The sequence below is a fragment of the Bordetella genomosp. 4 genome (assembly GCF_002261185.1).
In the GTDB taxonomy this organism is placed as follows: Bacteria; Pseudomonadota; Gammaproteobacteria; order Burkholderiales; family Burkholderiaceae_B; genus Bordetella_A.
In genome coordinates this window covers 1-11,512 of sequence record NZ_NEVQ01000010.1, presented here as the reverse complement: position 1 = coordinate 11,512, position 11,512 = coordinate 1, and the positions used below count along the sequence as shown (strand labels likewise).

At 58.7% G+C, this 11,512-nt stretch carries 12 protein-coding genes; 10 read left to right on the top strand and 2 right to left on the bottom strand.

All coding sequences use genetic code 11. From position 1 onward, the window contains the following. Positions 1-480 precede the first annotated feature (480 nt). Together CAL20_RS07485 and pncB are read right to left on the bottom strand one after the other, a co-directional pair. The gene (locus CAL20_RS07485; RefSeq protein ID WP_094820210.1) at positions 481-834 is read right to left on the bottom strand and encodes a RidA family protein; all 354 of its coding nucleotides are present in this window, start codon (positions 832-834) and stop codon (positions 481-483) included. Positions 835-905: 71 nt separating this feature from the next. Continuing rightward, a complete protein-coding gene (gene pncB / locus CAL20_RS07480) occupies positions 906-2,081 on the bottom strand; it encodes a nicotinate phosphoribosyltransferase (protein WP_094820209.1) in 1,176 nt (391 codons plus the stop codon). A gap of 196 nt (positions 2,082-2,277) precedes the next feature. On the opposite strand from pncB, the gene fdxA reads away from it, so the two are divergent. From fdxA to CAL20_RS07430, 10 genes are all read left to right on the top strand, one after another. Continuing rightward, positions 2,278-2,601 carry a ferredoxin FdxA gene (gene fdxA / locus CAL20_RS07475; protein ID WP_094820208.1) on the top strand — a complete coding sequence of 108 codons (324 nt, stop codon included), beginning with the start codon at positions 2,278-2,280 and terminating at the stop codon, positions 2,599-2,601. Between the two features lie 49 nt (positions 2,602-2,650). Further along, positions 2,651-3,448: a ferredoxin--NADP reductase gene (locus CAL20_RS07470; RefSeq protein ID WP_094837534.1), complete on the top strand. Its 798-nt coding sequence runs from the start codon at positions 2,651-2,653 to the stop codon at positions 3,446-3,448. A 204-nt stretch (positions 3,449-3,652) separates the two neighbouring features. Continuing rightward, positions 3,653-4,867, top strand: a complete 1,215-nt coding sequence (locus tag CAL20_RS07465) for a polyhydroxyalkanoate depolymerase (RefSeq protein ID WP_094820206.1) — start codon at positions 3,653-3,655, stop codon at positions 4,865-4,867. A 180-nt stretch (positions 4,868-5,047) separates the two neighbouring features. Next, complete coding sequence (rsxB, locus tag CAL20_RS07460) at positions 5,048-5,701, top strand: electron transport complex subunit RsxB (RefSeq protein ID WP_094820205.1); 654 nt, start codon at positions 5,048-5,050, stop codon at positions 5,699-5,701. Between the two features lie 6 nt (positions 5,702-5,707). Then, positions 5,708-6,346 (top strand): endonuclease III, encoded by a 639-nt coding sequence (nth, locus tag CAL20_RS07455; RefSeq protein WP_094820204.1) that lies wholly within the window; start codon positions 5,708-5,710, stop codon positions 6,344-6,346. Positions 6,347-6,555: 209 nt separating this feature from the next. After that, entirely contained in the window at positions 6,556-7,329 is a 774-nt protein-coding gene (locus CAL20_RS07450) for an ABC transporter ATP-binding protein (RefSeq protein ID WP_094820722.1), read from the top strand. After that, a complete protein-coding gene (locus CAL20_RS07445) occupies positions 7,326-8,039 on the top strand; it encodes an ABC transporter ATP-binding protein (RefSeq protein WP_094820203.1) in 714 nt (237 codons plus the stop codon). Before CAL20_RS07450 ends, CAL20_RS07445 begins: the two co-directional genes overlap by 4 nt. A gap of 59 nt (positions 8,040-8,098) precedes the next feature. Next, complete coding sequence (locus CAL20_RS07440; protein WP_094837533.1) at positions 8,099-9,313, top strand: ABC transporter substrate-binding protein; 1,215 nt, start codon at positions 8,099-8,101, stop codon at positions 9,311-9,313. 92 nt (positions 9,314-9,405) lie between these two features. Continuing rightward, on the top strand, positions 9,406-10,293 hold the full coding sequence (locus CAL20_RS07435) for a branched-chain amino acid ABC transporter permease (protein WP_094820201.1): 888 nt from the start codon (positions 9,406-9,408) through the stop codon (positions 10,291-10,293). Further along, positions 10,290-11,276, top strand: coding sequence for a branched-chain amino acid ABC transporter permease (locus CAL20_RS07430; protein WP_094820200.1), 987 nt, complete (start codon positions 10,290-10,292; stop codon positions 11,274-11,276). Before CAL20_RS07435 ends, CAL20_RS07430 begins: the two co-directional genes overlap by 4 nt. Positions 11,277-11,512 lie beyond the last annotated feature (236 nt).

Genomic DNA, 11,512 nt, shown 5'->3' with positions numbered 1-11,512 from the left:
AAGCCTCACTCGCTGCCAAGCAGATCTTCCAATCAGCCACCACGCCACCCCGTCGCATGCCCGGACCGATCGCTTGAGGTAGGCGCGCTGGGCGCCTGCCGAAAGCAGCACTGCAAGATCTTTCTCTTTACCAATGCGGCTGCAGAAAAACGCCAAGCAAGAAAGTCGTGCCAGCGATGCAGAGAGCTCTAATTGCTGCTAGTCGAGCCGAGGCAATCGGCCCGGCCGGGCGCCTCAAAGTCGAGTGGAGCGGACACCGTAGGGAGCGCGCAGGCGCGGACGAGGTGAGCGAACACGGTGTCCGGCGCCCGCGCGCCGGACCGACTTTGTGAAGCCCGGCCGGGCCGATTGCCTCGGCTCGACGACCAATAGAACCCCACGCTCACGACACACGCATAGACCAAAAACAAAAAGAGCCATCGCGCATTCCCACACGACGGCCCATCACTACCTCAAAAGAAAGAAGCGCAGCGCCCCTCCTTAAGCGACAGCAGCAGTCACCACAATCTCAACTTTGAAATCAGGATTAGCCAAACGCGCCTCGACCGTGGCACGCGGAGGCGCATTGCCCGCCGGCACCCATGCATCCCAAGCCTTGTTCATGGCATCGAACTCTTTCATATTGGCCACAAAAATCTGCGCCATCAGGATCTTGGTCTTGTCGGTACCGGCCTCAGCCAGCAAACGATCAATCGTCGCCAGCACCTGTTCCGTCTGCCCCGTCATATCCAGCGAAGCATCATCCGGCACCTGACCTGCCAAATACGCCACACCGTTATATACGGCCATATCGGACAGACGTTTTTCCACATTGACGCGCTTAATACCACTCATCAAACATCCCCAAAGAGTAAGTCAAAGAAATGCCTAGCCTTCAAAACGGCTCGGCAAAAAAAATCACCTGCTCAAGCCGGCGGCAACTGAAACACCTGGCGCAGATACGCCAGATACGCTGGATCGTCGCACATCGTCTTTTCCGGCGCATCCGAGACCTTCGCCACCGGCTGGCCATTGCAGCGAACCATCTTCATCACAATTTGCAGCGGCTCGTGGCCCAGATCATTCGTCAGATTCGTACCGATCCCGAACGACACCTTGCAACGTCCCGCAAATTGCCGAGCCAGCTCAATCGCACGCGGAAAAGTCAGCGAATCGGAAAACACCAGCGTCTTGGCGCGCGGATCGACACGATTGTTCCTATAGTGCTCCAGCAATCGCTCGCCCCACACGAAAGGATCGCCCGAATCATGCCGCGCACCATCGAACAGCTTGCAGAAATACATATCGAAATCACGCAGGAACGCGTCCATGCCGTAGACATCCGATAGCGCGATACCCAAGTCGCCCCGGTACTCTTTCGCCCAGACCTCCAGCGCATACACCTGCGAATCGCGCAGCCTCGGCCCCAATGCCTGGCAAGCCTGCAAATACTCGTGCCCCATGGTGCCCAGCGGCAACACGTTGTGCTCCATCGCCAACAGCACATTGCTGGTGCCCGCAAAATGCTTGCCCATCTGCGCTTTCATCGTCGCCACGATTTCCTCGTGCCACTGCTTGGAGAAGCGCCGGCGCGTCCCATATTCGGCCACCCGGAAATCCGCCAATGCGGGATCATCCAACACCAGATGCATTTTTGACTGCAGGCGTTTGCGGCCTTCGTCCCAATCGGGATCCCTGCGGGTGTTACGGAAATACACTTCGTTCACAATGGCCAGCACAGGGATCTCGAACAAGATCGTATGCAGCCACGGACCTTTTACCGTGATCGATATCTCGCCAGGCTGATCGCCCTCGCCGATGAAAATGCAGCGCTCGGGCAGGTGGAACAGGCGCAGAAAATCCACAAAATCGCTCTTGATAAAGCGCAATCCGCCCAAGTATTGCAGCTCGGCATCAGTAAAACGCAACTGGCATAGCGCGTGGACCTCGGCGCGGATTTCATCCAGATACGGCCGCAAATTCACGCCCGGCGTGCGGCATTTATAGCGATATTCGACCTGCGCAGCGGGAAACTGATGCAACACCACCTGCATCATGCTGAATTTGTACAGATCGGTGTCAAGCAGTGAAGTAATGATCATGATGACGCGCGTCGGGCGCGCAGGGGTTCGTCAAACCGATTTTTTTCGACACCATAGCATATGCGCCCCCCGGGACTGTCCTCCCGCCAGGGCGCCCCGCCACTACCGCAGCCAGGGTTATCATCGCCCCGACGGGCCGCATATGGGTAAAATCTTAGGAATTCAAAAAAGCTGTTGCTTGTCTGCGGAGCCCCGAATGACCCACGTCGTTACCGAAAACTGTATCAAATGCAAGTACACCGATTGCGTCGACGTGTGCCCGGTAGACTGTTTCCGCGAAGGCCCCAACTTTCTGGTGATCGACCCCGACGAGTGCATTGATTGTGCAGTCTGTATCCCAGAATGCCCTGCCAACGCCATCTACGCCGAAGAAGACGTGCCGCAGGACCAGATACAGTTCATCGCGATCAACGCAGAGCTGACCCCCGAGTTCGCCCCCATCAGCCGCGCGAAAAAACCGCTGCCCGATGCCGACGAATGGAATGGCAAGGAAGGCAAACTCGAGCTCCTGGAAAAATAGGCCGGGCCCGGCTGCGCCCTCCGCTGCCACATGCCCGACTGCGTTCTAGATGACAGAATCCAAGTACACGCGCCAAACCGTCACCCATGTACAGACATGGGTCCCCGAAAAACTGTTCTCGGTACACGTCACCCGCGACCCGGCCTTTACGTTTCAGGCCGGACAATTCGCGCGCGTGGGGCTGCCTGAGGCGAACGACCCGAACGGCGAACCCACGTTGTGGCGCGCCTATTCCATGGTCTCCGCCCCCCAAGAAGACCGGCTGGAGTTCTATTCCATCGTGGTGCCCGACGGGCAATTCAGCCCACGGCTGGCGCAACTGCGCCCGGGCGATGCCCTCTACGTCGACAAGACGCCCTTTGGCTTTCTGACCATCGAGCGGTTCCCTCAGGGTGGCGACCTCTGGCTGCTGGCCACGGGGACGGGCCTGTCGGCCTATCTATCCATCCTGCGCGATCCCGCTACGTGGCGGGCCTTTCGACGCATTGTTCTGGTCCATGGCGTGCGATCCGCCAGCGAGCTGGCCTATCGAGACGAGATCGAAAACTGGTCGCAGCAGCCCGCCTACGCGGACTATTTCAAGGAAGATCCGCGCAAACTGACGTACCTGCCTATCGCCACGCGCGAGACCATCCCAGGGATGCCTCAGGCACGGCTGACGACCTTGATCGAAAACGGCGGACTGGAACAACTCGTCGGCATGCCGTTGGACGCCCAGCAGTCCAAGATCATGCTGTGCGGCAACCCTGCCATGCTGAGCGAAGCCCGCAAACTGCTCGCGGCACGAGGGTTTGCGCCCGGCCGACGCGGCATTCCCGGAAATTTGGCCGTCGAAAATTACTGGTGACGCGTCCTTGGCGGCAAAATGTTGTTTTTTAGGGACAAAACTCGCGCTTTTGTGCCCGACTTGCCAGACGAAATAGATATATCCTTACTCGAAATAGTAATAATCAATTCGACGTCAGGACGCGTTCCGACGGATAGTCCGGTTCATTCATGGACGCTTTGGCCAGCTCTGCTGCCCCCGCTCAGTTAAAGGACCCTCGCCTAGATGCTGTATCACTTACATGAAATGCAGCGAGCATTCCTGACGCCTCTCGCTGCATTCACCGACGCCAGCTCGCAATTGTTTTCCAACCCGTACAGCCCGCTGGCCTATACCCCGCTCTCCCGCCAATTGGCGGCCAGCTGTGAGTTGATACATCGGCTGGGCAAGGAATATCAAAAGCCGGCCTGGGGTTTGCCTGCCACCCAGATCGACGGCAAACACGTCGAGGTCAAGGAAACGGTGGCCCTGGCGCAGCCGTTTTGCCGCCTCGTGCATTTTGAACGCGCAGTGCGCCGCAACGATCCGCGCGTGCTGCTTGTCGCACCTCTGTCCGGCCACCATGCCACCCTGCTGCGGGACACCGTCCGCGCACTGCTGCCTGATCATGAGGTCTACGTCACCGATTGGGTCGATGCGCGCATGGTCCCTCTGGCGGCCGGCCCCTTTCACCTGAACGACTACGTTCGCTATATCCAGGACTTCATCCGTCATCTGGGCCCGGACGTGCACGTGATCTCGGTCTGTCAGCCGACGGTGCCGGTGCTGGCGGCCGTGTCCCTGATGGCCACCGCGGGCGACGCCCAACAGCCGCGCAGCATGGTCATGATGGGCGGCCCGATCGATCCGCGCCAATCCCCGACTCAGGTCAATCGCCTGGCCACGACCAAGCCCCATTCCTGGTTCGAAAACCAACTGATCGACACCGTGCCGGCCCGTTATCCAGGCGCCGGCCGCCGGGTCTACCCCGGTTTTCTCCAGCATGCGGGCTTCGTGGCGATGAACCCTGATCGCCACCTGAAGTCCCACTACGATTTCTATCTGGATCTGCTGCGCGGGGACGACAGCGATGCCGAGGCCCATCGGCGCTTTTACGACGAATACAACGCCGTATTGGACATGCCCGCCGAGTTTTATCTCGACACCATACGCATCGTGTTCCAGGAGTTCCAGTTGCCCAACGGCACCTGGAAGGTTGGCAAACAGACCGTCAAACCCGCCGATATCAAGCAAGTCGCCTTGCTGACCATCGAAGGAGAATTGGACGATATTTCCGGCCAGGGCCAGACGCGCGCAGCGATCTCGCTATGCAGCGGCATTCCAGCGGCACGCAAACAGCATTACACCGCGAAAGGCTGTGGCCATTACGGCATTTTCTCCGGCCGGCGGTGGCGCGAGCTGATCTGTCCTAAAATTGCGGAATTCATCCGTCAGGCATAGTCCTGGCGGGCAACGATTGCCTCGCAAGCCAGATGAATGATGGGCGGGCCTGACGGCCGCCCTTGTCCATTTATACGTTCGCGCTCGCCCCCGCCCTTGTGCGGGCTGATACGCTCGCGTCGGCAGCGGCATTGCGCTTGGTCTATATCGTCCGCACGCCTTGTTCCCGTTTTCTCCGCCATGTCCTGTCTTACCCTTGCCGACCGTATCGACGCCCTGCTGCCGCAGACACAGTGCACAAAGTGCGGCTACGACGGCTGTCAACCTTACGCCCAGGCGATTGCCGATGGCGCAGCGCCCATCAACCGTTGTCCGCCCGGGGGCGACGAGGGCATTGCCGCCCTGGCTGCGTTGCTGCACACCGCCGTCCTGCCGCTGGATCAGAGCCGCGGCGAACCCGGCCCGCTGCAGGTCGCACGTATCGACGAGGCGCATTGCATCGGCTGCATGCTGTGCATCCGAGCCTGTCCCGTCGATGCCATCGTAGGCGCCAACAAGCGCATGCATACCGTGCTTACCGACTGGTGCACAGGGTGCGACCTCTGCGTTGCGCCGTGCCCTGTAGATTGCATCGAAATGATGCCGGCCAATCGAGCCTGGACCCCTGCAGATGCAGACGTGAGCCGCCAACGTCATCGGGCCCGGCAATTGCGCCTGGCGCGCGAAACCGCGCACAACGAACGGCTCATGGCAGCATCGGCTGAATTGGACAACTCCGTGCCCTTGCCCGCCACGCCACCACCGATCACCAGCGCCGACGACGAAACGCGTAAACGCTCGGCTATCGAGTCCGCCTTGGCGCGCGCCCGCGCACGCCGCACCGCCTCCACATAAATAAATATGAACGCTGCAAAACGCCGGGCCATTTTTGAACGCCTCAAAGCCGCCAATCCACATCCTACGACCGAACTCGAATACGAAACGCCCTTTCAATTGCTGATCGCGGTGTTGTTGTCGGCCCAGGCCACCGACAAATCCGTCAACATCGCAACGCGCAAGTTTTTCCCGCGCTACGGTACGCCCACGGCAATGGTTGAACTCGGCGAAGAAGGATTATCGGAATACATCAAGACCATCGGGCTGTATCGCACCAAGGCCAAGAACGCGATCGCCACCTGTAAGCTGCTGCTCGAGCGGCACGGGGGCGAGGTTCCGCAAAGCCGCGAAGCCCTCGAGGCCTTGCCCGGCGTGGGCCGCAAAACGGCCAACGTGGTGCTCAATACCGCTTTTGGTCAGCCGACCATGGCAGTCGATACGCATATCTTTCGGGTATCCAATCGCACCGGCATCGCACCAGGCAAAAATGTGCTCGAAGTCGAAAACAAATTAGTCAAATTCGTCCCCGCCGAATACATGCAGGATGCCCACCATTGGCTGATCTTGTTGGGCCGTTATATATGCGTCGCGCGTAAACCCAAATGTCCGCAATGCGGCATTGCGGACTTGTGCGAATACAAACATAAAACCCCGCTGCAATAATGCAGACATAACCCTGTCATCCCTTTGGATGACAGGGTTATTTGCTTGTTACCGTTGATTATTCCAGGTATCGGCCCGGCGCATTGTCGGCTGGCCGACAATGCGTAATGCCGCATTGCAATACCTATGAAAAACCCTCATGGAATTTTCAACCGTAGATGCGCATACTCGCCGCAACTCTTAGAAAAGATAATGCGGGTGCCGCGAGTATGGATGACATAATCCTGGAGACAAAAGGCCTCACGAAAGAATTTCTCGGCTTCGTTGCCGTCAACGGGGTGAACCTGCGCGTCAAGCGCGGGCAAATCCACGCGTTGATCGGCCCGAACGGCGCGGGCAAAACCACCTGCTTCAATCTGCTGACGAAATTTCTTGCGCCGACCAAGGGTCAGATTCTGTTTAACGGCACTGACATCACCCGCGACCGTCCTGCGCAAATTGCGCGGCGCGGCATTATTCGCTCATTTCAGATTTCAGCCGTATTCCCACACCTGTCCGTACTGGAAAACGTACGCATCGGCCTGCAGCGCAAGACAGGCTTGTCATTTCATTTCTGGCGTAGCGAAAAACAACTGAACTCGCTCAACGCAGCAGCGCTCGCGCTGCTGGAACAAGTCGATCTCGGCGCATTCGCCAACGAAATCACGGTCAACCTTCCTTACGGCCGCAAACGCGCACTTGAGATTGCGACGACATTGGCCATGGAGCCCGAATTGATGCTGCTGGACGAGCCCACGCAGGGCATGGGCCACGAAGACGTAGACCGCGTGACTCAGCTGATCAAGCGCGTCAGCGAAGGCCGCACGATCTTGATGGTCGAGCACAACATGAACGTCATCTCGTCGATCGCAGACACCATCACCGTGCTGGCACGCGGCGCCGTGCTGGCAGAAGGACCCTACGCAGAGGTGTCGCGCCATCCCGCAGTCATGCAAGCGTATATGGGAACCACGGAAGGAGCATTGCAAGGAGCACACGCATGAGTACGCTTGCCCTCGAAATCTCCGGCTTGCAGGCCTGGTACGGCGAATCGCATATTCTGCATGGCGTAGATATAAAGGTAGGCCAAGGCGAAGTCGTTACCCTCCTCGGGCGCAACGGCGCAGGCCGTACGACTACCCTGCGTGCGATCCTCGGCTTGACGGGCTCACGCAAAGGCTCGGTACGGATTCATGGTACCGAGGCGATTGATCTGCCCACCTACAAGATCGCGCATCTGGGCGTCGGCTACTGCCCCGAAGAACGCGGCATCTTTGCCAGCCTGTCGTGCGAAGAAAACCTGCTATTGCCTCCCGCCGTCGGCGGTGCGCTGGGAGGCGGCATGTCGTTAGCCGAAATCTACGACATGTTTCCCAACCTGCAGGAACGCCGCAATTCGCCGGGCACGCGTCTGTCCGGCGGCGAACAGCAGATGCTGGCCGTAGCACGCATCTTGCGCACAGGCGCCAATCTGCTGTTGCTGGACGAAATATCCGAAGGGCTTGCCCCCGTCATCGTGCAAGCCCTCGCCCGCATGATTACCGCTTTGAAACAACGTGGGTACACCATTGTGATGGTCGAGCAGAACTTCCACTTTGCGGCGCCGTTGTCTGATCGTTTCTATGTCATGGAACACGGCCAGATCGTCGAGCACTTCGAGGCCCATCAACTTCAAGAGAAACAGGATACGTTGAACGAACTGTTGGGCGTATAAGAATCCTGTCATTCGCCGCATTGACGGCATCCATAAAAGAGAAGCAAAGGAGTCATCCCATGAAGCTGCATCACATCACTGCCGTGCTGGCCCTAGCGGGTCTGGGATTGGCCGGGCTACCCGCCCAGGCACAAGGTATCTCCGGCGATGTCATCCGCATCGGTTTCATTACTGACATGTCGGGCGTGTATTCCGACATCGACGGTCCGGCCGGTGTCGAAGCCATCCGCATGGCGATTGCCGATGCGGGCGGTGCAATCAATGGCAAAAAAATCGAGCTCGTCACCGCAGACCATCAAAACAAAGCCGACATCGCCTCGAGCCGCGCGCGCGAATGGTTCGATCAACAAGGGCTCGATGTTCTGATCGGCGGCACCAACTCTGCCACCAACCTGGCCATGGCAGCCGTTGCGGCAGAAAAGAAACGCCCCTTTATTTCGATCGGCGCGGGCGCATCGGACCTGACCAACGCGCAGTGCACGCCGTACACCGTGCACTATGCCTACGACACCGTCGCGTTGGCGCGCGGCACCGGTTCGGCAGTCGTGAAAAACGGCGGCACGAGCTGGTTCTTCCTGACGGCTGACTATGCGTTCGGCCATGCGCTCGAACGCGACACCAGCGCCGTGGTCAAGGCCGCCGGCGGCGAAATCAAAGGCGCAGTGCGCGCACCGCTGGCCACTGCCGATTTCTCGTCATTCCTGCTGCAAGCCCAAGCCTCCGGCGCTCAAATCCTGGGCCTGGCCAATGCAGGCGGCGACACGATCAACTCGATCAAAGCCGCCAATGAGTTCGGCGTTACGCAGACGATGAAAATGGCGGGCCTGCTGATCTTCATCAACGACATCCATTCGCTGGGTTTACAAGCGACCCAGAACATGTACCTGACCGACAGCTGGTACTGGGATCAATCCGACGAGGCACGCGCCTGGTCGAAGAAGTTCGAGGAAAAGGTCAAACGCAAGCCCTCCAGCCTGCAGGCTGCCGACTACTCTTCGGTCGCCTTTTATCTGAAAGGCGTCAAGGCCACTGGCACCGACGACGGCGATGCGTTGATGAAATGGATGAAGTCCAACAAGGTCAACGATTTCTACGCCAAAGACGGCTACGTACGCGAAGACGGCCGCATGGTGCACGAAATGTACCTGATGCAGGTCAAGACCCCCGCAGAATCCAAAGGCCCGTGGGACTACTACAAGGTCGTTGCCAAGCTCCCTGGCGACGAGGTCTACACCAAGCCCTCGGAATCCACCTGCAAACTCATCAAGAAGTAATCCGCTAATCCTCTCGGCGCCCTGGTTCTCTATCCGGACCAGGGCGCTCCGAATTAGCACGCATCCATCCGAACGCGCAGGATTCTTGCCACATGACTGATTTATTCGGCATACCAATACAGGCCTTGCTGGGCCAATTGCTTCTGGGCCTGGTCAATGGTTCGTTCTATGCCATGCTGTCCTTGGGTCTGGCTGTCATCTTCGGACTGCTCAACGTCATCAACTTCGCACACGGCTCGCTATACATGCTGGGGGCATTTGTCGCGTGGATGGGGTTGTCATATTTCGGCCTGAATTACTGGGTCATGCTGATCCTGGCGCCGATCATCGTAGGCCTGTTTGGCATCATCATCGAAAAACTGCTGCTCAAGCATCTCTACAAGCTCGATCACCTCTACGGGCTGCTGCTGACCTTTGGCTTGACGCTCTTGATCGAGGGATTGTTCCGCAGCTTTTACGGTGTGTCAGGCCAACCCTACCCCACGCCCGAGGCCCTACGCGGCGCAACCAACCTGGGCTTCATGATTTTGCCCAACTATCGCGGCTGGGTTGTGGTCGCATCAATCACCGTCTGTCTGGCGACCTGGTTCGTCATCGAACGCACGCGCCTGGGCGCCCTGCTGCGCGCCGGCACGGAAAACCCCAAACTCGTCGAAGCCTTTGGCGTGAATGTCCCGCGCATGGTCACCTTGACCTATGGTTTCGGTGTGGCGTTGGCTGGCTTTGCAGGCGTACTCGCAGCGCCCGTACTGCAAATATCGCCACTGATGGGCTCGAATCTCATCATCGTCGTCTTCGCCGTGGTGGTGATCGGCGGCATGGGTTCAATCTTGGGCGCCATCGTCACAGGCTTGGGGCTCGGGGTGATTGAAGGCCTGACCAAAGTATTCTGGCCCGAGGCCTCGAGCACCGTCGTATTCATCATCATGGCCATCGTCCTGTTGCTTCGCCCCGCCGGGCTGTTCGGAAAAGAAAAATGAATCGCCAATTACTCTGCTACGTGGCGGCGGCCATCATTGTGGCCCTGTTGCCCTATGTGGGCGTGTATCCCATCTTTGCGATGAAGGTGATGTGCTACGCGCTGTTTGCCTGCGCCTTTAACCTGCTGTTGGGATACACCGGCCTGCTCTCATTCGGCCATGCCGCATTTCTGGGCAGTGCAGCCTATGCGGCAGGACATGCCATCAAGATATGGGGATTTCCCACCGAACTGGGCCTGATATTCGGCACGGCTGTCGCCGCCGCACTCGGCCTCGTGATGGGCTTGCTGGCCATTCGCCGCAGCGGCATCTATTTTGCGATGATCACGCTGGCCTTGGCGCAAATGGTCTTTTTCTATTTCCTGCAGGCGCCATTCACTGGCGGCGAAGACGGCTTGCAACGTGTCCCGCGCGGCACACTGCTGGGCTTTATTGATCTGAGCAATGACCTGAATCTCTATTACGTAGTGATGGGGATCTTTGCGATCGGCTACTTCATCATCTGGCGCACCGTCCATTCGCCATTCGGCCAAGTGCTGCAAGCATTGCGCGAGAACGAGCCGCGAGCCTTGTCATTGGGCTATGACGTGGACAGGTTCAAACTGCTGGCTTTCGTTTTATCTGCGGCGATCGCGGGACTCGCGGGCGCAACGAAGACGCTGGTGTTCGTATCCGCCACCCTGTCCGATGCGACGTGGCAGATGTCGGGGCTGGTGATTCTGATGACGCTTGTCGGTGGCCTGGGAACATTGACCGGGCCTATCCTGGGAGCCTTTATCGTTGTGCTGCTGGAAAACAAAGTCGGCGACTTCGGACGATTCATGGCCGGTGTCACAGGCAACGAATGGTTCCTGCGACTGGGCGAATCGGTCACGATCGTCATAGGGCTGATCTTCATCATCTGCGTGCTGGCGTTCCGGCGCGGCATTGTGGGGGAATTGCAGGCGTTTATGGCTCGGCGGCGGGTTTCCTCTTCCTCCTAAGATGTTCGTTTGAGCGGATGGTAGTTATAGGGGCGTAGAGGTCGGGGCTGATGCCGGTGTTGAGTTCTTTGGGACGGTTCGGTGTGTAGGGTGGGGAATGAGTTCTGTGGGACGTCGAGGCGGGGCAGTGACCGTGTTGGCGCTTCACGGAGTCGGTCGGCCGCCTGCGCGGCCGACACCGCTTTGTCAACCTCGTCGCTACGCTCCTTCGGTTTCCCTCGCTCGACTCCGAGGCG

Excerpts from the sequence above, each read along its gene's own strand:
- CAL20_RS07485 (WP_094820210.1), bottom strand. The coding sequence starts at position 834 with ATGAGTGGTATTAAGCGCGTCAATGTGGAAAAACGTCTGTCCGATATG.
- pncB (WP_094820209.1), bottom strand. The coding sequence starts at position 2,081 with ATGATCATTACTTCACTGCTTGACACCGATCTGTACAAATTCAGCATG.
- fdxA (WP_094820208.1), top strand. The coding sequence starts at position 2,278 with ATGACCCACGTCGTTACCGAAAACTGTATCAAATGCAAGTACACCGAT.
- CAL20_RS07470 (WP_094837534.1), top strand. The coding sequence starts at position 2,651 with ATGACAGAATCCAAGTACACGCGCCAAACCGTCACCCATGTACAGACA.
- CAL20_RS07465 (WP_094820206.1), top strand. The coding sequence starts at position 3,653 with ATGCTGTATCACTTACATGAAATGCAGCGAGCATTCCTGACGCCTCTC.
- rsxB (WP_094820205.1), top strand. The coding sequence starts at position 5,048 with ATGTCCTGTCTTACCCTTGCCGACCGTATCGACGCCCTGCTGCCGCAG.
- nth (WP_094820204.1), top strand. The coding sequence starts at position 5,708 with ATGAACGCTGCAAAACGCCGGGCCATTTTTGAACGCCTCAAAGCCGCC.
- CAL20_RS07450 (WP_094820722.1), top strand. The coding sequence starts at position 6,556 with ATGGATGACATAATCCTGGAGACAAAAGGCCTCACGAAAGAATTTCTC.
- CAL20_RS07445 (WP_094820203.1), top strand. The coding sequence starts at position 7,326 with ATGAGTACGCTTGCCCTCGAAATCTCCGGCTTGCAGGCCTGGTACGGC.
- CAL20_RS07440 (WP_094837533.1), top strand. The coding sequence starts at position 8,099 with ATGAAGCTGCATCACATCACTGCCGTGCTGGCCCTAGCGGGTCTGGGA.
- CAL20_RS07435 (WP_094820201.1), top strand. The coding sequence starts at position 9,406 with ATGACTGATTTATTCGGCATACCAATACAGGCCTTGCTGGGCCAATTG.
- CAL20_RS07430 (WP_094820200.1), top strand. The coding sequence starts at position 10,290 with ATGAATCGCCAATTACTCTGCTACGTGGCGGCGGCCATCATTGTGGCC.